Origin of the sequence: Streptomyces sp. NPDC006283 (assembly GCF_040613325.1) — a bacterium.
Taxonomy (GTDB): Bacteria; Actinomycetota; Actinomycetes; order Streptomycetales; family Streptomycetaceae; genus Streptomyces.
In genome coordinates this window covers 1-20,227 of record NZ_JBEXRZ010000131.1, presented here as the reverse complement: position 1 = coordinate 20,227, position 20,227 = coordinate 1, and the positions used below count along the sequence as shown (strand labels likewise).

The following is a 20,227-nucleotide window of genomic DNA, read 5'->3' as shown; positions in this document are numbered from 1 at the left end:
GGAGCATGTCACCGTCCGAGCGGGCGAGCTTGGCCTCGACTTCGTCTCGGCCAGGCCTTTCGCTGCGCTTCAGGCCTGGCGAACTCGCTTCGCTCGCACGCCTGTTGAGCAGCGCTCCCGCGCCCTGCTCAACCGCCCACTTTGTGGGCTTGACGGGCCGTCCGCTCCGCTCCCGGCCCGAAAGGCCGGCTCCGCCGGCAGCTAGCTAGGAGGGGTGGGTCGATCGAGTGCTTACCGAAGAGGCTGACTGGACGTCATGCGCCGTGGCTTACTCCGAACGTGGAGTGTCCCTATGGAGAAGTCCTGGGGGACGCGAGCGCCCTGGCTACCGATGTTCTCAGATGATGCAGCATGTAGAGTTGAGAGAAGCAGGGAACATCCTCTCGGTTCGAGATGGAGATCTGCTGGATTCGATGGCGAACGGATCGAGGGTATCCAAGGTGTCGGAAGCGAAGGTTTCATACACGGATTGCGCGATCTATGTCGATGCGCAGAATCGATCAGATCTGGTCGACCGCCTGGCTTCCGTGGCCCACGGCGGTGAGGCTCCCGGGGTCCTGCGGGTGGGTCCAATGCACCTGGCTGTCGCGCACAACGACTACGCGACAGCCAGGGCGGCCGGGTCAGGTTCGGGTTTCTTGCAGTGGGAGTTTGTCGTTGAGTGTGAAGCGTCTCCCGGTGCAGGGGGCGTAGAGGTGGTTGCTGCGGTCACGGTGGTGCTCGAGACGCTGTGGCGTGCCGGATACCGGGCGGTGGCTGCGTGTGACTTCGAGGACGAGCTACCGGCGGGCAGCAAAATGCGGCGTCCTCTTGTGCCTTCGGCAGCCGCACCGGCAACAGAGCCGAGGTGGAAGCGGTTGGTTGCCTGGACAGTTCGGAAAAAGGGCGGGGATTCCGCGTGATCAGGCTCAGAGAACATCAGGTAGAAGCAAATTCGCGTATCCGGAATTGGGTCGGCTTCCCTGCAAGGTCAGATGTACCTGCTCACGGCGCTCGTGCCACTGTCGTGTCAGCGACCGGTTCCGGTAAGACGTACACCGCTGCTGCGGCCGCGCGGGAGTGCTTCCGGGGCGGTCGGATCCTCGTCATGGTGCCCACCCTCGATCTGCTCGTGCAGACCGCCCAGGCGTGGCGCCGGATCGGCCACAACGGCCCGATGGTGGCCGTCTGCTCACTGGAGAAGGACGAGGTCTTGGAGCAGCTTGGGGTGCGGACGACGACGAACCCGATCCAGTTGGCGCTGTGGGCCGGCGCCGGAGCGGTCGTGGTGCTGGCGACGTATGCCTCCCTGGTCGATCGGGAGGATCCGGGGGATGTCACTGGTCAAGGGAAGGTGCGCGGGCCGATCGAGCAGGCTCTGGCCGGTGGTGCGCTGCTGTATGGGCAGCGCATGGAGCCGTTCGACTTGGCGGTGGTGGACGAGGCGCATTCGACCGCGGGGGACGTCGGCCGGCCTTGGGCCGCGATTCACGACAACAAGCGTATTCCGGTGGGCTTCCGGCTCTATCTGACGGCCACCCCCAGGATCCTGGCTGCGGCCCGGCCGCCCAGGGGCAGGTATGGCCAGGAGCTGGAGATCGCGTCGATGGCCAGCGACCCGGACGGCCCGTACGGGGAGTGGATTTACGAGCTCGGGTTGTCCGAGGCGATCGAGCGGGGCATCCTCGCGCCGTTCGAGATCGACGTCCTGGAGATCGAGGACCCGGACTACTACATCGGCCTCTCCCCCGACGCGATGCGCGGCCGGCGCCTGGCGCTGCTGCAGGCTGCGCTCCTCGAGCACGCCGCCCGGCACAACCTGCGCACCGTCATGACCTTCCACCAGCAGGTCGAAGAAGCCCGCGCGTTCGCCGCGAACCTGCCCGCGACGGCAGCCGACCTGTACCACGACGAGGTGTCCGCTCACGCTCTCGGCGAGGCGGACACGCGCCCGCCGTCGCCGATCGGCGCGCAGGCCGGCGAGCTGGAACCTGACCGGCACGTGCCGCCGGACCGGGTCTGGGCGAAGTGGTTGTGCGGTGACCACCTCGTGGCCGAGCGGCGTGACGTCATCCGCCAGTTCGCGAACGGCATCGATGCCGACGGCAAGCGTGTCCATCGGGCGTTCCTCGCATCCGTCCGCGTACTCGGCGAGGGAGTCGACATCGTCGGCGAACGCGGAGTTGAAGCGGTCTGTATCGTCGGCTCACGCGGCTCGATGGTGCAGATCGTGCAGAACATCGGGCGCGGGCTCAGGCCGAACCCGGACGGCACCACCAAGGTGGCCAGGATCATCGTGCCCGTCTTCCTCGCACCCGGTGAAGACCCCACCCACATGGTCGCCTCCGCCAGCTATCAGCCCCTCGTCGACCTTCTTCAAGGGCTGAGAAGTCACTCGGAACGCCTCGTCGAGCAACTCGCCTCCCGCGCCCTGACCCGCCGGCAGCAGACCACCCGCCGGATCCACCTGCAGCGCGACGCCGACGGTCACATCATCGAGCCGGGCCAGGCGCAGGACGAAGAAGACAGCTCCCTGGTGCGGGACACCGGCGTGGAGTCGGTGCTGCTGAACTTCGCCTCACCAAGGGACCCGGCCACGATCGCCGCGTTCGTCCGCACCCGCGTCATCCGACCCGACTCCCTCGTCTGGCTCGAGGGATTCGAAGCCCTGCGCCGCTGGCGTGCCGAGAACGACATCACCGGCCTGCACGCCGTGCCGTACGACACCGAGGTCCCGCTCGGTGTCACCCGTTTCCCGCTCGGGCGTTGGGTGTCCGAGCAGCGCCGCACCTACAAGACGGGGCAACTCGACGAGCACCGGCGGGCGCTCCTCGAGGAAGAGGGCATGGTGTGGGACCCCGCCGATCAGGTATGGGAGACCAAACTCGCCCTCCTGCGCTCCTACCACCGCGCCCACGGTCACCTCGCCCCCAAACAGACCACCCTCTGGGGCACCAGTGACACGGACCAGCAGCCCATCGGACAGCACCTGGTCAACCTCCGCCGCCCCGGCGGCCTCGGCAAAAACCCCGAACGCGTCGCCCGGCGTGCGGAGCAGCTGAGCGCGATCGACCCCGACTGGAACTGCCCCTGGCCCCTGGACTGGCAACGCCACTACGCCATCCTCCGCGACCTCGCCACAGACGAACCCGGCGGCCTCCTCCCCCACATCCAGCCCGGCGTCACCTACGAAGGCGACGACCTCGGACACTGGCTCGCACGGCAACAAGAAGCACACACCTGGACACACCTCTCCGACGAACAGCAAAAGCGTCTGACCACACTCGGTATCCAACCCACCGAACGGCCCGCACCCGGCACGAAAACAGCAGAAGGAGAACCAGGGAAACCGTCGGCGGCCTTCCAACGCGGCATCACCGCCCTAGCGCAGTACATCGCCCGCGAAGGTGCCCAGCAGGCAGTGCCGAGGAGTCACGTCGAACCAATTGTCATCGACGGCCAGGAACACGAGCTGAAGCTAGGCATCTGGTACAGCAACACCAAGACCCGCCGGGACAAGCTCACCCCGCCCCAACGCGCCGCACTCACCCACCTCGGCATCGACTGGGCATGACGGCCAGCTCATTGAACGCTCGCCCCTGCTTAGCTCCTGTCCTGCGGGTTTCGGGCAGCGGTCAGAGGTACGTGACCCAGGTGACTACCAGGGCGACCGCCGCGAGGGCGGCCAAGCCCGCCCATGCCGCTGGCCCCCGGGGGAAGGTGCGCTGTGCGGCTCCGCCGGCCTCGGCACGTGCTGATCCGTGCCGGTGCGCGACGGCTACTGGCGCGGTGACGTTAACGGAGGAGTTGTCGCCCGTGACGATGTTGATGCTCTGGAGGGCTTGGGCGACCTGGTCCGGTGTCGGATCCTGCTGGCCGCGCGGCATCGCGGCCCGCAGCTCCCCGACCAGCTGGACGAGCCGCGTACGGACCTGGTCGAGGACGCCCTCCAGGGCCGATGCGTGCACAGCCCAGTACAGTCTGAGTACCTGCCTGGGAGAGTTCTGGCTCATGAACACAGCCAGCTCGGCAGCCATGGCCGGACCGAGTTGCACGGTCTGGCCTGGATGCCTGGCGATGAGCGACTCGATCTGGCCGACACCTTGCCCGAGGCGGAGTTCGTCGCCAATGCTGTCGCGGGCGAAGTCCGGCAGGTCGAACATGCTGACCGGCTGTTCCCGGAACTGGAAAGTCCCGGCAAGGCCGTCCATCACCAGGGGTGCCGAGATCTTCCGATAATCGGGAATCGGCACATCCGTGCCTTCGTATCCCTGAAGTTCCCGCAGCGCCCAGGTCCGCAGCGGTTCCGAGTGAGCGTGCCCGCCTAGAGCGATCACCTGACGCAGGATGGGGGCAAGCGGGCGGGTCTCATTCAGGACGTCGTCTTCCAGCCGGTCGAGGCGGCTTCGGCGAAGTCTCACTTCGCCACGGCCACGGTGGCGATCACGCCGGCGGTCGCCGCCACTGCCGCGATGGCGGTCCAAATAACCGAGGTGCGGTGCCACCAGGGCTGAGGAGTCGCGGGGGCGGGTTCGTTGACATTGGCGCTTGCGGTTCCGCCACGGTCCGCCTTGGCGTTCGGCGCGGTGATGTTGAAGGTGGAGCCGTCGCCTCCCGTGATGTTGAGGGCCTGCTGTGCAGCCGAGTCGATCTGGTCGGGGTTGGGATTCTGCTGGCCGGGGGGCATGGTTGCTCTCACTTCCGCGACGAACTGGGTCAGGCGGGTTCTGATGTGATCGAGGACGCCCTCGAAGCTGGCGACAGAGACGTCCCAGTGCAGAGACGTAATGTGGGAGCCTTCGTTTCCCTGTTGGTGCTGCTCCTGCGTCATCTGCAGGGCGTACTCAGCCGAACCGGGCGGGCTCAGGCGTACTACGGGGTCGCCGCGGGAAACGACGGCTTCGAGCTCACGGACCCCTTGCCGGATGGGTGCGCTCTCCCCGATGCCGCGATCACGAGCGTGCTGAGGCAGTTGATGCCGACTGATCCGCTGTGTATTGCCCCGGACGATCTGGCCCGGAAGGTAGAGATCCACCATGACTTCGAGCGCAGCCGGCACCTTCCGGTATGAGGGCAGCTCATCGGCCGCCGCATACCCTTCCAGTTCCTTCAGCGCCCAGGCGCGCAGTTCCTCATTGTGGGCGTAGCCGGCCAGCATGAGGCACCGCCGGAGGGCGGAGGCGAGGGAAGCGGTGTCGTCCAGGACGGCGCGCTCCAGCTGCTCCAGTCCCCGGACGTCGGGTGTCGTCACGGCCCCCAGTCTGCCCTCCCCCACTGACAAGCGGCGACTACGGCTGCTTCCGCGATCGGGATGCGATAGACGTAGCCGAACAGCTATGAAAGAAGTCGGATGGGTCTTCCTGCCCCGCGGTTGGTCTGGCTTCAACTGCTCGACGCCGTCGCGGCGCCGGCCGGGCCCGCGCCTAAAACACCCCGCATCCTCCTTTGGAGAGCTTCATCCGGGCTAGGTTGCTTGGTTGCGGTCCTCGTACGCACGGACTTCGGCGAGCAGCTCATTGACAGCGTTCAACAGCGCAACCGGAGCAGCGACCACGCTGACCAGCCGACCCGTCCGTTCCAGCACCCCAGTGTCGTCCAGCGCATTGGCCCATGCGCGGACCGTTTCAGGTGTGAGGTCTCCTCCGTGAGCAAAAAGGAGGTCAGCAAGGTCGGAGCGAGCGATCTCAGCCATCATCCGGTGCCTGGCCCGTTGGGTGGCAGTCACATTCTCTGCGCGCAGCAGTTCGCGGCGTAGATCCTCGTGTCCGAGCGTAATGTCCAGCCGCGGTGGGAGGGGGGTGACGTCGCGGGTTCCGGTGATGAGGATGGGGATGGCCGTGGTACGTACCCATTCTTCAAGGTACTCAAGCTCTCGGAGCGCGATATTCCATACACCGGTATGGGGGCGCCGAAGGGAAATGGTCGGCATGACGGAGACAGGGATGCGGGCATGGCGCGGTCCGCTGGCGAGGATGTCGCCTGTTTGGAGGGGAAGTCCGTCGCCGGGCTGTGGGCGCGTCTTGAGCGGCAGCGCGACAGTAAGGTCGGGGTGCGGCTTGTCCGCGTAGATGGCGCCGAGGCGAGTCGCCGCGACGGCGGGGGTGCGGTGCTTGGCCAGGTTGGTGTGCTCGGCCAGGAGCCGGAGCGGATGTTCGTCGCTGTCGTGTCGCTGGAAGGGCTGCAGCGTGCGAATGCGCTCAGTGAGCGGGGCGTCGCTTTGCAGGGGCGGAAGCTGACTCCGCCGGCCGTTCCTGAGCCACTTGGCGAAGTCCTCAACGCTGGTACAGGCGGGCATCTCGATGCCCCGCGCTTCCTGGGCCGTCAAGGGGCGGGCGAGGAGATGCTCGACCTCGGCATACACGGTGTGCTCCAAGGCGGCGCGCAGTTGGGTGAGCGCATCCGCGACGAGCCGGGGTATCGCCTCGGGTAGCGCGGCGACGGCTGTCACCATGACGTGAGACCGATCGTCGTCGGCAACATTGGTGAGCGTCAGCGGACCGGTCTTGCTGTAGTCGTGAGTGAGCCGGGCAACCCGGTCAATAGTTTGATCCACGTGGGCCAGCGTCGCCGCTGCATGGAGCTGATGGTCCGGCAGCCAGGCATAGTCCACAGCAGAGGCGCTCATGCTGAAGAGCCTAACGAGCCGCGGCGGCGCGGTCCCGCGCGTGGCGGGCCACCAATCCAGCTGCACGGTGGAGACCCGGGCCCGGTTCGGCTACACCGCGCCGGTCGGTACGACCGACGACGGACGCTTCCGGCGGCTCACCGTGCACCTTCCCCCTGCGTACGCGCAACGCCTGTTCGACGCCCGCAACGCAGGCGCCAGCGACCAGGAGATGCGGGGGATCATCGCCGAGGGATTCAAAGAGATCTACTTCCAAGACGGTGGAGGCCGCGCCACAGGACTCTCCGACGTCACCTTCAACGACACCGGCTACTGACCTGGTGCCGGCCACAAACCCGGCACCTGCTTGTTGAGCCGAAGCACGATAGTTGTCACAGACGACGGGATGGGTGGGGAAGCTGTTGCTGGCCGCGGGTACCTTTCGGGTGGCTCCCCTGCGGGGTGAGATGACGCTGTCGTTCGTGGGGCGGATCGCGGACAGGTACGGCCTGACGGTGCGGAGTCTGCTGTCGTCGGTTGCCGAAGTGGCTGGCCAGCAGGGCGTCGTCGGGGCTCTACAGGGCGACAGCGAGGTGTTCTTGAATGCCGCGGCCCGGGACCGGGTCGCGGCGCTGTGTCGTGTGCCGCAGGTGGGCTTACGCCGTGCGTTGCCAGCCTGGACGCGGGAGGAGCCGCTGGGCCCCTCGAAGGAGAGGCCGGCGGCGCGACTCCACAACGGGGTGGAGACGGTTGCCGCCTGGGGCCCGGCGTGCCCGGGCTGTGTGGCTGCGCGGACCGGTCACGTTGTACCAGCCCGGGTGTACCTGGCGGCGCACCAGCGAGTCTGTCCACGCCACCGGTGCTGGCTGATGAGCGTGCCTGGCAGCGGGGGCCGTGTCGTCGGGCTGGCCGGATGCCCGGAGGTGGTCCAGGCGCAGGAGGATCACCGGAGGCTGCTGCGCCGCTCCCCCGTCGCTGGTTCGGCGTTCGAGGTTGCTGAGGCGGTCACAGCCTGGTGGTGGGCGCAGAAGTGGCCCGAGGAACGCCTGTGGCCGATGCGGCTGGATGCGGCCATGCCCGCGGGCGAGGACCCGCAGCGGTGGCGGATCCTGGCGCGGGATCTGGTCACCTACCCCGAGACCGTCACCCTCGCCACGCTTCTGGCCAGCCGGGCCTGGCGGCTCCGTGTCGCTGCTGACGGTGGTGGTCACCTCCCTTACCGGTTGGCTGATGTGCCCTGCGTGCCCAGTGAGCTGGGCCATCGCTTGCGGCGACCGTGGCTCACCGAGCGTCTGGCCGCCTGCACCCACGGACCGCTGTTTGCCTGGACGTACCAGTGCATCCGTACCAAGGGCGGCAGTGAAGACGACGAACAGCGGCTGTGGCAGGTCCCCTTGGCGCTCCGGCCCCGGCCTCTCGCCGACGTGCTCGCGGGCTACCAGCGTCGGCAGACCGCGGGCACAGAGGGTTGGCCGGCTCAGAAACGGCTGCGAGGCCACAGCGTGCACGCCGAGGGCGCCTTCGCCGCCGGCCTGGCCCACGCGCACACCTACGCCGCCCAGCACGGCCACCTCGCCACCCAACGCGACACCCGAGTCGGTTCCTTCGCCCTGGGGAAATGGGTGCACAACCAGCAAACCCACGCCCTGGCCCTGCCCGAAGAAAAGGCCGCCGCCCTGAAAGAGGTGGATCCGTGGTGGAACATCCCCTGGTCGGTGAAGTGGCAGCGCTCCTACTACCGCGCCCGCGACCACGTCAGGCGCCACGGCCCCCTCAACGCCGCCGACGGCTTCCCCGACACCCACATGCTGACCGGGGAGTGGCTGTATCTGCAGTGCACCGACTACAGCTCACTCCACCCCGAACAGCGCCGTCTGCTGGCCGACATCGGCCTCACGGCCCAGGCCGCCGGTAGCGCACGCCCGCGCCGAACGAGCCGGACCGCGGGCATCGATGCGGCTGTTGCCTGTGCGCGCGCCTTCGTTGCCGAACACGGATGCCTGGCCCTGGCCACCAAGAACATCTCGTACCAGGGGTTTTTGCTCGGGAAGTGGCTCACTGCCCAGCGTGTCCTCGCCCGCCGCCAGGACGAACCCGGTGCACATCTCCAGGTGCTCGACGCGATCGACTTGTGGTGGAACCCGCCGTGGCCCTTGGCGTGGCAGCGCAACTGGTACCGGATCGGCGCTCATGCCCGAGACCGGCGCCAAGGGGCTGCAGAAGGGGTCTGGCCGGACGGCAGTGACGGCTGGGCCACGTGGCTGTCCGTACAGTGCACCGGCTACAAGCAGTTGCATCCGATGCAGCAGCATCTGCTGGCGGAAATCGGCATCACCGCCGAGACCGCCGCCGCTTGCCCCCACGAGGTCATCGCCCAGCTCTGCGGTACGGGCCCCGGTCTGGCCCACGCGCGCACGTACGCCGCCGCACACGGCCACCTCGCCACGCCCCAAAAGGCTTGTCCTGAGGGGTTTCCGCTGGGCCGGTGGCTGAGCGAACAGCGCCGTCAGGCGCGGGAGCACCACCGCGCAACGGGCGGGACATGGCCGGTCAGCACGCTCCTCGCAGCGCTCGACCCCTGGTGGAACCCGACCTGGTCCTTGGAGTGGCAACGCAATTGGAGTCGCGTACGGAACCGGTCAGAGTCCGCGTCCGCAGCCGACGACGGCGGTACCGGCACTCGGGACCTCGAGAAGGAGTTGGCCGACTGGCTGAGGCGTCAGTGCACCGACTACGGCACACTCCACCCCGAACAGCACCGCCTGCTGACCAAGATCGGCATCACCGCCGAAACAGCCCGAGCCGCCCAACCACCGGCTCCCCGCGCCGAGCCCGATCTTCTGGACACCGCGCTCGCACAAGCTCGCGCCCACGCAGCCGAATACGGCCATATCGCCGCGCCCGCCAGCACCGTCCTCGACGGGTTCCTACTGGGGAAGTGGCTGGCCTGGCAACGACGACGCGCCCGTCAAGGCCGCCTCTCCCCCACCCGGGCCCAAGCCCTGACCACGATCGATCCGTGGTGGAATCCACCCTGGCCACTGCAATGGCAGCAGGCCTACCACCGCCTCCGAGCCACGAGCGCGGGCGGCGTGCCGACCACGAACCTCTCCCGAGGCCTTTGCCGCTGGATCCGCGTCCAGCAGGAGTCCTGGGAGCATCTCCACCCCAGCCAGCAGGACCTTCTGACCGCCCTCGGCATCACACCCCACGCCGTCGTAGGCGAACGACCCGCCCCGGCCACACGCTCCTACCCCGTCAGCCCCGGACTCGACCACGCACGCGCCTACGCCGCCCGACACGGCCACCTCACCCCGGACAAGCACACGCGACAAGACGGCTTCCCCCTCGGCAGATGGCTGTGTCAGCAACGCCGCAAAGCCCGCGCCGGGACCCTCTGCGTCACCACCGCAGCCGCCCTCACCAGCCTGGACCCGTGGTGGAACCCACCCTGGCCCTACACCTGGCACCGCACCTGGCAGCAATACCGCGCCACGATCAGCGGGAACGAGACCTTCCCGAACACACTCCAACACTGGGCCAACGCCCAACGCAGTCAATGGAGCACCCTCCACCCCGGGCAACAACAACTCCTCACCCACACCGGCATCCACCCGTAGAGCGCAGCCCTTACGCCCGCGCTTCCAGTACCAAGCCAGTCCGTTCGGATCGTTTTGAGGCATCGCCGGATACTTCCCGTTCGTGCGTCACGCCCGCCTGAACGGCGCCGGCCAACGTGGCCTGCTTGTCGCACCACACGCCGTCACGCCGGATTGCGGAACACGGACTCAACGAGAGGGTCTATATCGGTGTAGCCCAGCCGCTTGGCTTCACCTACCAGCCGATTGACCTCCACAAGTGTGAGTTCCCACTCCCCCCGCTCGAACAGTGAAAGGTCAACAGAGTTCATTCCGTAGTGCTTCTCCAGTCGCCGGAACACGGTCCGCTTCTCTCTGGTGGAGAGACTCACGGAAAGCCATTCCCTAAGATGTTTCGATCTCACCTGCAGGGAGAACTTCCTGAGTCGCACAATCTCTGCACTCACTGGCAGCGCCCCAGAGCGCCAGGTCCGGGAGCTTGCACTGTGTCGACCATTCACGGCCATGGCCATCAAGCGAGTACGAGCTGCATCGTTTCGATGCTCAGGGCTGGCCACAGAAAGGAGGTCGAACCAGCTGATCAGTTCCGTGGGGGACGTTACACCGCAGGCTTCCAAGTAATTGCGCAGAAAGTATGGGGACACCGGCCGTGCTCCTGACAGCACCGCTGCCACGCTCGAATGTGAGTAGGGCATCAGGTGGGCAAGCTGCCGTAGTGACAGCGAGCGGTAAGCGCGAAGGGACTGCAGGGCGAGTCTCAGGTCCAGATACGTCTCGGCGCGATGTGAAGGGAGGATGATCCCTGTTCTGTCCCAACGTTCCCAGGTGCGGGGCCAAGAAGCCCTCCGTCGCTCCTCAGGGCTCAGATGCAGCGACTCCACAGAGTCGTCACTGACGAATTCCCTGGGCCGGATCTCCCGGCGAGCCTCTTCCCAGTCCTTGCGCCACTTCCTGGTATCACCGGAGCACGCCTCCACGTAGGCCTTCGTCACTCGCCACGATGGCAGCTCATAGCCCCCAGCGGCTTTGGACAACGACGCCGCAGAGACGCCGCACCTCGTAGCCATCTGCGCGAGGGTAGGGCTGCCTGCCCGCTCGCGGAGTACGCGGAGCGCGGCGGCGAATTCGAGGACCCGTGGATTTCCCTGTCCAATGGGTAGCTGGTTGATGCGACGTCCCACGTCTTCTCCAGAGGACCTTGAACTGCCCGCGGGGGCCAGCCTCAGCCGCTGACCCCCGCGGAGGACATCAGGCGAGTTCCTGGCGAAGCTTCCCTGCGATCAGGCTTCCGCCGGCCACTGCCGCGACAGCGGCCGGCGGAGCGCATCCGACCACCACGAGCACGATGACCGCGAGAAGAATCACGCTCACCAGCCATACCGTCGCGGCAGTGATCTCTCGGCTCTGCAGAATCGTCAGCGGACCGATCAGAATCGGAAGGCTGCTGGACGTCACGACATACGTCATGGCGCGGGCACCTCAGTCTCTTAATGGAAGCGTGAATTCCGCTTCGTTGACCCGGACTAGTTCGATGCCAGGCCCTGGTTGGCGCCAAGGCTGATCTGGCGCCCTCATGCTGGCCGACCCGCAAGGGCGATGTCCATTCCGATGTAAACGGATTCTGAACAATTCGGGGCTCTTTTTCAGAAACCTGTCCACAGCGCATAGAGAGTCTGTACTTAAAAACCGTGTCCTTCCGGCGCGTTCATGCAGGCCAAGGCGCCATTCTTCAGAGGATGTACCGCCAACGCGGTCAGGGGCAGCACCTTCGGTGCAGCATCTCCCGATGATGGATGACATGCTGGGCACGAGCCCGCGAGGGCTGTGGCCTTGGTCGCCGGGCACCTCAGTCTCTGACCCGGACTGTGCACCGCGCGATACGAGGTGAGCGTGCTGTTGGCGCAGGACGCTCAAGCAATGGGGTTCGCCGTGATCTGACCGGCGAACCCCATTGCTTTTACTGGGAGCACACGGTGGAGTCTCCGCACAGCACAGCACTGACACGGCGTAGGCGTGCCCAGCGCAGAGGTGACCTCGCGGCGTGTCTGACGGTCAGTTTCTTTGGAGGAGCTTCGGTGCCGTTGCCTGCCCTCACCAAGTTCTGTCAGCGCACACAGCGCTGGCAGCGGCCCGCGCAAGTCCTATACGTCGTCGAAGCTGGGCTGGCTCCATGGCTGGTCGGGGGGTGGACCTTGGGCGCCGAGGAGCTGGGTGATCTTCTCGGCTTCGTCGCTCGAGAGATCGGTGAGCAGACGTGTCGTCGTGCCGAGGAGGGCGTCCAGCGGTACCTGGGTACGTGCGCCGCGGGCGCTGGCGATTCCGGTGCCGAACAGGCACTGGAGGGTCTCGCCGGAGGGGATGCGGGCATCGGCCTCGATGACTCCCTCGGCCTGTCCCAGCGCGTCGCTGATGCCGTCGAGTTGGGCGTCGTGGGAGATGTCGTCGCCGGGTCCGCCGTATCCGACGTGGCGGTCCGTGACGACCATGCGGAGAGAGGTCAGCGGGATGCCGAAGCGGTCGGCCCTGTTCCTCACCTCGTCGAGGCGGGGCAGGTCGTGCTCCTGTCCCTGAGGGAGCTGACGCCGGGACTGGGCAACGAGCGCATGAAAACGGGGGGTCTGCAGGATCAGCTGGCCGGCTTTCACCGCCCAGTGCCACGGGCTGATGTCCGCGTCTGCTGCGCCGGGCACGATCATGCAGACGCGGCTGGTCCAGAGCTGGATTGCCTCACGCATCAGGTGCTGAAGGTTGCCGGTGCCGGCGGCCGGGGTGCGCAGCAGGATAGGGAGGCTGATCATGCGGACGACCCGGTTCCAGAACGCGGCGTCGGTGATGTCTTCGGATTCCAGCAGGTACATCAGGGCCGTCTCGTCGAGATGGCCGACGCCTCGCTGGGGTGCGGGGAAGCTGGCGAGTGTGGATCCGCCGCCTTGCCAGAGCGCGGCGAGGAAGGTTGACATCCGGTCGGCGACGTCGGTGGTCATTCGTGCGGTGAGGGCGTTGACGGCGTCGCGGGTGGGAACGCGTTCTCCCGCACGCGCGGCCTCGGCTCCCTGAACGACCGTGTTCAGGAACTCCTCGGTCGCCGCTTTGTCGAGGGTGCCGCGGCCGCCTTCGAGAACGGAGCGGGACACAAGACGGGGGATACCGGGAGAGTCGTCGGCCGGCTGGAGTGCGCCGAGTGCGGAAGCGTCGAGGAGCAGCGCGGTGCTGCTGCTGGGCAGCGGGGGAAGATCTCCTTGTTGCCGCTCGATGGGCAGTTGACCGAGCGCCAGGAGCACCGGCCGGTCGGCACGGGGAAGGCGCTGCAGGTCGTCCTCGAGCTCGCGCTGGTCGGATGTGGTGCGCAGGTAGATGAACCGGCGCGGTGTGCGGGGTCTGCCGGGCCATTCGAGGACCATGTCGGGGACATGGGTGTGGTTGAAGAACTCGGTCTTGGTGATGGTGGCACCGGGGTCCATGCGGCGCAGGTGGCGGGCGACGATGTCTTTGACCCGGGTGAACATCATCCGGTCGTCGGGCTCGTCCATGGCCTGGGAGATCGACTGTTCGACGATGTTCACCACGAGCCCTCTCTGCGGGTGAGTTCGGCGGCGACGATGGCTGCCCAGTCCTTGAGCGGCAGGAGAGTTTCCTGCTTGTCCGAGAGCACGATCAGCCACAGGCGTGCGGCGACCGACTGGGCGAGTTCAACGTCCAGGAGTTTTCGGGCTTCCTCGGTGTCGCTGGTGCCGAAAACACGGCTGCTGTGCTGCAGGACCGCAGTCTCCACCTGGCTCGGTGAGTTGAGGGTGGACCAGGAGTTCGCCCGGAACGGTGCCCAGGTGATCCACATGAAGTGATCGCTGAGGTGGTGCTGGGCCTGGGCGGCCACGTAGCACTTGGCGAGGAACTCGTCGAACTGGGTTCCCTGATCGCTGGGTTGCGCGTAGTTCTTGACCTCCGCGCAGAACATGTCGTTCTGGTAAGGGTCGCCGCGCATGGCGCCCCCCAGATCGAAGGAGAACGTCCGGCCTCCGTACGGCCACGGCAGAGTCAGCCTGCGACCGCAGGACTCCGAGTCCGTGTTCGCGTACGCGCCGAAGATACGCATCGTGCCCTCGAGCCACTGCTTGGCTCTGCGGGCCCCCGAGAAGCCCTTCACCTGAGCATCTTCGCCAACCACCACAGGCGTAGCTTAGTGCGATCGGACCATCACGATGCGCTCGAACGGGCCAATCCCCCGCCACACCGACGCCTGTCGGCTCCAGGAAGGGGAGACCCACGGCCTGGGGAAGTAGGCAGACGACAGGCCGAGGACCGGACGGCTGCTGCGAAAACGCCCGCCCGGATCGCCGAACACGAGACCGTGGTGGAGTGACCCATCATCCCGTCCTCCTGCGGACAGCTCCCCTACAGGGGGAGACCACCTCGTCGCTGATCTGCCGCATCGCCAGCTGCTACGGGATGGAAGCGAAGGTGCTGCGGGCATGCTGGAAGTGGCGCAACTACCCGCCTGGGCACGAGGGCGGAGGCACACGGGCCGACGCCGAGGTACTGCTGAACGCAGCCGGATGCCAGCTCCTGGCAGGCATATGCGGTGTCGAGGAAGACGTGCTGGCACGGGCGTTGCCGTCCTGGGCAGAAGGGGACACCAAGCTGCGCGCCGAGGACGGCGATCCGGTGGGGCTGTGGCGGATCGGTGGCGCGGTGGCCGGTCCGGTGGCGTTCGGCTGCCGGCTGTGCACGGCCCGGCGCACGGGGGCGGCTCTCCGGGCGGTGCGGTACGCGCCGCGGTGGGAGCGGGCGTGTGTTCGGCATGGGCGGTGGCTGCTGGACGCGGACGCCAACCAGCCGCTGGAGCACCTCGACCTGCGTGGCCTGCCGGAGGTGGTGGCGGCGCAGCGGCGGTGGGCCTCGGTGGCGCGGCGGGCGGTGCGGGCCGGGGCCGAGCCGGAGCGGGTGTTCGCGCTGGCGCAGGCGGTGGTGGCCCGGTGGTGGGAGCAGGCCCTGCAGTGGGAGCTGGAGACGATCTGGCCGCGGCGCCTGCACCAGCTCGCGGGCGGGGATGCCGGTGGTGATCTGGAGCGGTGGCGGATCGTGGGGCGGGACGCGGTCGTCTTCCCGGAGGTGGTGGCGGTGGCCGACGCACTGCTGGACCCGGCCATGGCCGAGCTGGTGTGGGCCGACAGCGGTGCTGGGCGGCCGCGGGCGCTTCCCGCCGACGGGATGTTCTGCCGCAGGCTCGGCGAGCGGCTGGGGCGGGGATGGCTGGGGCCGCTGGCCGCGACGGACCACGGCGGGCCGCTCATGGCGTGGATGGGCGGCGTCATCCGCCTTCGCCGCGGTGCTGGCGGGCCGCCCGGGTACGACAACGACCCGTGGTGGCTGCGGCAGGAACACCAGAGCTCGACCATGGCTGGCCAGCTGCAGGTGCTGGGCGAGGAGAAGAAGGCGCCCGGTTCGGGGACGATGTGGCGGGCTGCGGTGCCCGCCGAGCAGCGCAGGCTGATCACCAGCGCTATCGACAGCGCCGAGGAACAGCTGCTGCAGCTGCGCGGGGTGCAGACCGGGCCGACCGCCGAGGTCGCCCGACGGCTGCTGCGCGGGCTCGGTCACAGTGCTGGCCTGATCGAGGCGGCCTGGAAACGGACCGCGGTGACGGCAGTGAACGGCGGGGTGCCGCTTCAGGAGGTGGCCCGGTGGGTGGACATGCCCGTTGAGGTGCTCAGCCAGATGCTGACGGCGGGCAGGCAGGAGAACGGCGGCTGAGAGCGATGCGTCGACGGGCAGGTCGGCTGTTAGCTGATACGGCACTCGTTCGTGGCAGAAATACTGAAAGCGGCGGCGTCTGCCGGCGGGAGCGGTTTGGCTGGCGCGGGTGACCAGCACAGGAGCGGCCCGGCCCAGGAGCCTGGCAGGGCGAGCGGCCGTGGACCAGAGCAGCGGATTCGAGGCGGTGTTCCTTGACCCGGTGGGGCAGGCGGTCCAGCAGCGGTGGGCGGATGCCGCCATGACCGTGGCGTTCGAGGACTTGCCGCCGGTGTCGGCGTTCCCGGTGGTCCCGGGGCGGCGCTGGGGGCCGGGCCTGTGGTGGTCGGCGACCACCGGGCGGCACGTAGCCGCAGGGTCGAACGCGATGCGTGTCCAGCTGATGGTCCTGGACCGCGACCCTGACGTGACAGGCCTGGCGGGGCGGCCCGTGCGGCTGCTTTGGCGTAATCCCCGCGGGCAGGTGCGTTCCTGGGTGCCGCAGCTCTTCGCCCGCCGTGCCGACGGCACCGCGCTGCTCGCCGACTGCCCCAGCCATCCGGAGGCCGGCGGCGAGCGGGCGGTGAAAGCCGCCCAAGCGGTGGCGCAGGCGTGCGCGCACATCGGCTGGACCTACCGGCGGCTCGCCCCGCTGGACGAGGTAGCGGCAGCGAACCTGAAGTGGCTGGCTGGCTACCGCCATCCCCGTAACGCCGGCCGCCTCGGTCTGATGCCCGCGGTCCTTCAGGCGTTCACGCGGCCGCGGCCGCTGCTCGAAGGCGCCGTCGCGGCCGGTGACCCGCTCGAGGTCCTCCCCGTGGTTTTCCACGCCCTGTGGCACGGACATCTGACAGCCTGCCTGGACACGCCGCTGCACGAGCGTGTCCTGGTCGGCCCCTGGGACGGGGAAGTCCCGAACAGGACGGGAAGTGCCGGATGAGCGCGCGGCACAATACCCGCCCGGCGGTCAGGGTCGGGGCGCACATCCGCTTCCGGGGCGTGAAGTGGCAGGTGGTCGCCCTGGCTGGGCAGGACATCCACCTCGTCGGCCCGGACGGCGGCGGTGAGGCCGTGCTCGCCGGGCACCTCTTCGCCGACCCCGGCTTCACCGTCATCGGGGCCGACGTGCCCCAAGCAGCTCCGCAGTGGGGCCTGTTCGAGACCGCTCCCGCCGCGGCGCGCGAGAAGGCACTGGCCTGGCAGCGGCACGTCAGGGAAGTCGAATGCGGGCTGCCCGGCGGGCCCGGCAGCGAAGGGGCCCTACGGCCGCAGTACGACCCCGAACAGCACACGCTGGCCCAGCGCGAGCAGGCCAAGGCCGAGGAGCTCACCGCGCTCGGGTTCGGCCGGGTGTCGCGCACCACGGTGCAGCGCATGCGGCTGGCCTACCGCAAACAAGGCCTGTGGGGGCTCCTCGACCACCGCACCACGCGCACCCCCAGTCCCACCGGGCGGGCCGACGAACGGGTCGTCGCCGCCGTCCGCGACGCGCTGCGCCGCCGCCGCGGCCGCTCCAAGGGCACCATCAACGGCCTCTTCCCGCTGATCAACCAGATCCTTGAAGACCGGCACGGCCCTGGCACCGTGCCCGCGCCGTCGCAGGCCACGCTGTACCGCCTGGTCACCACCCTGGCCCGGCCCGGCGAACTGCCCTCCGGGCCCGTCCGACAGACCCCCGCGAGCTACGACGGACGGGCCTTCACCCCCGCCACGGCGCTGCGACCCGGCGAACAGGTCCAGGTCGACACCACCCGCCTGGACGTTCTCGCCCTCTTCGACGACGGGCGCCTGGCCCGGCCCGAGCTCACCATCGCCGTCGACGTCGCCACCCGCGCCGTCCTCGCCACCGTGCTGTGCCCCAGCACAACCAAAGCCGTTGACGCCGCCCTGCTGCTGGCGGAGATGGCCGTCCCGCACCCCGCCCGGCCGACCTGGCCGGACATCCTGCGCATGGACCACGCTCCCGCACTCCCCCACCAGCGGCTGGCCGCGCTGGACGAGCGCCTGGCCGGCGCGGCGGCCCGGCCCGTCGTCCTGCCCGAGACGATCGTCGTCGACCGCGGCAAAGTCTTCGTCTCCGCCGCTTTCACCGCCGCCTGCGAGCACCTCGGCATCAGCGTGCAGCCCGCCCCGCCCCAAGCCCCCACCGCCAAAGGCATCGTCGAGCGGACCTTCGGCACCATCAACGCGCTGTTCTGCCAGCACCTGCCCGGCTACACCGGCTGCGACGTCACCCGCCGCGGCCCCGACACCGAGAAAGACGCCTGCTACAGCGTCGCTCAGCTCCAAGACCTGCTTGATGAGTGGCTGGTGCACTACCACCACCGCCCCCACGAAGGCCTGCGCCACCCGATGATGCCCCGCAAAGCCCTCACACCGAACCAGATGTGGGCCGCGCTCGTCGCCGTCGCCGGACACGTCCCCGTCCCGCTCACCGGCCGCGACTACCTCGAACTGCTGCCCGTGCGCTGGCAGGCCATCACCGCCTCCGGCATCCGCATCCACCACCGCACCTACGACGCAGACCTCCTCGCCCCCTACCGCGGCCAGCCCTCCCCCATCGCCGGCCGAGGCGGGAAATGGGAGATCCACTACAACCCCCACGACGTCCGCCAGATCTGGATCCGCCTCCCCGACGGTGACCTCACCGAGATCCCCTGGATCCACCGCGACCACGTCCACCAGCCGTTCAACGACCACACTTGGCAGCACATCCGCACCCTCGCCGTGCACGGCACCCCCGATGATGCCGAGCACTACGAAGCCAGCCTCGCCGACGCCCTCGACCAACTCATGCGCCGCGTGACCACCGGTCACGCCACCAAGGCGGAACAAGCTCTCGTCTCCCGCGCCACCACAGCGCCGATCCCCGCCGCCCGACATCCGCAACACGACACCGACCCCACCACCGACGAGTCGGCGCAGCACGGCGAGGACGACAGCATCGACGATCTCGACGACGCGCCCGACGGCGACTTCAGCCCCACCCCTGCCACCGGATTCGGGCTCTACGACGCACACGAGGAAGCCGACAGATGGTGAACCCGAACCCACAGAGCGCGGGCAGCACATCAGTCGGCGCCGGCGACAGTGATGCAGCCGAGCCGTCCTGGCCCCTGACCACCTGGCAGGGCTGGCAGCGCTTCGCCACCACCGACCCGCCCGCCCCGCCCCAGCCCGACGACCCGCCCCGCAGCACCGAAGAACGCCTGGCCTACCACTCCGCCTTCGTCACCATCCGCACCCCCGCCATCAGCCAGCTCGCCACCCAGGTCCGCACCCTGATGATCCTCGGCCGCCACCAGCAGACCACCGCACGGCCCTCCCTCATCGTCACCGGACCCGCCGCAGCCGGGAAAACCACCGCCTTGCTGAACGTCGGCCGCACCTGCCACCTCGCCCACATCCGCAAAAACCCGCCCCCGCCCGGATCAGCCCACGCCGCCGCGCCCGTGGCGTACGTCCTGGTCCCGCCCGGCGCCACCGCGAAAACCCTCATCACCGAATTCGCCCGCTACCTCGGCATCCCCACCACCACCCGCATGACCCAGACCCAGATCACCGACGCCGTCTGCCACACCTACACCCAAGCGGGCGTCCAACTCGTCCTCATCGACGAAATCCACCGCCTCAACCCCCGCACCACCACCGGCGCCCAAGCCGCCGACCTGCTCAAAGACCTCACCGAACGCCTGGCCGCCACCTTCGTCTACGCCGGCATCAACGTCACCGACACACCACTATTCAACGGGACACGGGGCGCTCAACTCGCCGGACGCGCCACCCTCATCACCTGTGGCCCCCTCCCCGCCCGCCACGGCACCAGCCAGCCCTTCCGCGACGTCATCACCGACATCGAAAACGCCCTCGACCTCACCAACCACAAAAACGGCACCCTCCCCCGCCACGCTGCTTACCTCCACCAGCGCACCGCCGGCCGCATCGGATCCCTCACCCGCCTCATCCGCCAAGCAGCCATCACCGCCATCGGCGACGGCACCGAACGCATCACCAAAGCTGCCCTCGACGCGGTACAGCTCGACCACCTCGCCGAACAACACAGGCGCCCCACCCGCAACCACTAACCCCGGCCCACCGACCAGGCGAAACAGCGCTGACCAGCACAAACACCAACCGAGCCTTTACGCGCTGGCGAAACCCACAACCAGCCCGGTCCCACTCAGCGCACACGACACAACCCCAGCTCACACCCCGAACTGCCCGCTGGACCGTGCACCCGGCCTCTCTCAACGAACCCACAACACACCAGGCCAGCAAGCCCGCGATACACCAACAAGCCCCCCTCCGAGCGTCA

Annotated in this window: 14 protein-coding genes and 2 pseudogenes; 9 read left to right on the top strand and 7 right to left on the bottom strand. The window is 68.3% G+C overall.

The window, feature by feature from the left end; genetic code table 11:
- The first annotated feature begins 341 nt into the window (after window positions 1-341).
- A complete protein-coding gene (locus ABZ070_RS24235) occupies window positions 342-902 on the top strand; it encodes a hypothetical protein (RefSeq protein WP_356637203.1) in 561 nt (186 codons plus the stop codon).
- Window positions 899-3,553 carry a Helicase associated domain protein gene (locus ABZ070_RS24230; RefSeq protein ID WP_356637201.1) on the top strand — a complete coding sequence of 885 codons (2,655 nt, stop codon included), beginning with the start codon at window positions 899-901 and terminating at the stop codon, window positions 3,551-3,553. Before ABZ070_RS24235 ends, ABZ070_RS24230 begins: the two co-directional genes overlap by 4 nt.
- A gap of 61 nt (window positions 3,554-3,614) precedes the next feature.
- Here the strand turns inward: ABZ070_RS24230 and ABZ070_RS24225 are convergent, their stop codons facing one another.
- The 3 genes from ABZ070_RS24225 to ABZ070_RS24215 all read right to left on the bottom strand — a co-directional run bounded on the left by ABZ070_RS24225 (window position 3,615) and on the right by ABZ070_RS24215 (window position 6,604).
- Window positions 3,615-4,463, bottom strand: a complete 849-nt coding sequence (locus tag ABZ070_RS24225; RefSeq protein WP_356637199.1) for a hypothetical protein — start codon at window positions 4,461-4,463, stop codon at window positions 3,615-3,617.
- Complete coding sequence (locus tag ABZ070_RS24220) at window positions 4,397-5,230, bottom strand: hypothetical protein (RefSeq protein ID WP_356637197.1); 834 nt, start codon at window positions 5,228-5,230, stop codon at window positions 4,397-4,399. Before ABZ070_RS24220 ends, ABZ070_RS24225 begins: the two co-directional genes overlap by 67 nt.
- Before the next feature lie 213 nt (window positions 5,231-5,443).
- A complete protein-coding gene (locus ABZ070_RS24215; RefSeq protein ID WP_356637194.1) occupies window positions 5,444-6,604 on the bottom strand; it encodes a hypothetical protein in 1,161 nt (386 codons plus the stop codon).
- 64 nt (window positions 6,605-6,668) lie between these two features.
- On the opposite strand from ABZ070_RS24215, the pseudogene ABZ070_RS24210 reads away from it, so the two are divergent.
- From ABZ070_RS24210 to ABZ070_RS24200, 3 genes and pseudogenes are all read left to right on the top strand, one after another.
- Window positions 6,669-6,920: pseudogene (locus tag ABZ070_RS24210) on the top strand (XRE family transcriptional regulator); the annotation flags it as partial.
- A 73-nt stretch (window positions 6,921-6,993) separates the two neighbouring features.
- A pseudogene (locus ABZ070_RS24205) lies at window positions 6,994-7,440 on the top strand (TniQ family protein); the annotation flags it as partial.
- Window positions 7,441-7,452: 12 nt separating this feature from the next.
- A complete protein-coding gene (locus ABZ070_RS24200) occupies window positions 7,453-10,203 on the top strand; it encodes a helicase associated domain-containing protein (RefSeq protein ID WP_356637209.1) in 2,751 nt (916 codons plus the stop codon).
- A 143-nt stretch (window positions 10,204-10,346) separates the two neighbouring features.
- Here the strand turns inward: ABZ070_RS24200 and ABZ070_RS24195 are convergent, their stop codons facing one another.
- The 4 genes from ABZ070_RS24195 to ABZ070_RS24180 all read right to left on the bottom strand — a co-directional run bounded on the left by ABZ070_RS24195 (window position 10,347) and on the right by ABZ070_RS24180 (window position 14,350).
- Entirely contained in the window at window positions 10,347-11,363 is a 1,017-nt protein-coding gene (locus tag ABZ070_RS24195; RefSeq protein WP_356637192.1) for a helix-turn-helix transcriptional regulator, read from the bottom strand.
- Window positions 11,364-11,430: 67 nt separating this feature from the next.
- Window positions 11,431-11,649: a hypothetical protein gene (locus tag ABZ070_RS24190; protein WP_356637190.1), complete on the bottom strand. Its 219-nt coding sequence runs from the start codon at window positions 11,647-11,649 to the stop codon at window positions 11,431-11,433.
- A 674-nt stretch (window positions 11,650-12,323) separates the two neighbouring features.
- Window positions 12,324-13,745 carry a hypothetical protein gene (locus ABZ070_RS24185; protein ID WP_356637188.1) on the bottom strand — a complete coding sequence of 474 codons (1,422 nt, stop codon included), beginning with the start codon at window positions 13,743-13,745 and terminating at the stop codon, window positions 12,324-12,326.
- Complete coding sequence (locus ABZ070_RS24180; protein ID WP_356637186.1) at window positions 13,742-14,350, bottom strand: hypothetical protein; 609 nt, start codon at window positions 14,348-14,350, stop codon at window positions 13,742-13,744. Before ABZ070_RS24180 ends, ABZ070_RS24185 begins: the two co-directional genes overlap by 4 nt.
- A gap of 188 nt (window positions 14,351-14,538) precedes the next feature.
- On the opposite strand from ABZ070_RS24180, the gene ABZ070_RS24175 reads away from it, so the two are divergent.
- From ABZ070_RS24175 to ABZ070_RS24160, 4 genes are all read left to right on the top strand, one after another.
- A complete protein-coding gene (locus tag ABZ070_RS24175; RefSeq protein WP_356637184.1) occupies window positions 14,539-15,933 on the top strand; it encodes a DNA-binding protein in 1,395 nt (464 codons plus the stop codon).
- A 160-nt stretch (window positions 15,934-16,093) separates the two neighbouring features.
- Complete coding sequence (locus ABZ070_RS24170) at window positions 16,094-16,852, top strand: TnsA-like heteromeric transposase endonuclease subunit (protein ID WP_356637207.1); 759 nt, start codon at window positions 16,094-16,096, stop codon at window positions 16,850-16,852.
- Window positions 16,849-18,954, top strand: a complete 2,106-nt coding sequence (locus ABZ070_RS24165) for a Mu transposase C-terminal domain-containing protein (RefSeq protein WP_356637182.1) — start codon at window positions 16,849-16,851, stop codon at window positions 18,952-18,954. Before ABZ070_RS24170 ends, ABZ070_RS24165 begins: the two co-directional genes overlap by 4 nt.
- A 74-nt stretch (window positions 18,955-19,028) precedes the next feature.
- Window positions 19,029-19,997, top strand: a complete 969-nt coding sequence (locus ABZ070_RS24160; protein WP_356637205.1) for an ATP-binding protein — start codon at window positions 19,029-19,031, stop codon at window positions 19,995-19,997.
- Window positions 19,998-20,227 lie beyond the last annotated feature (230 nt).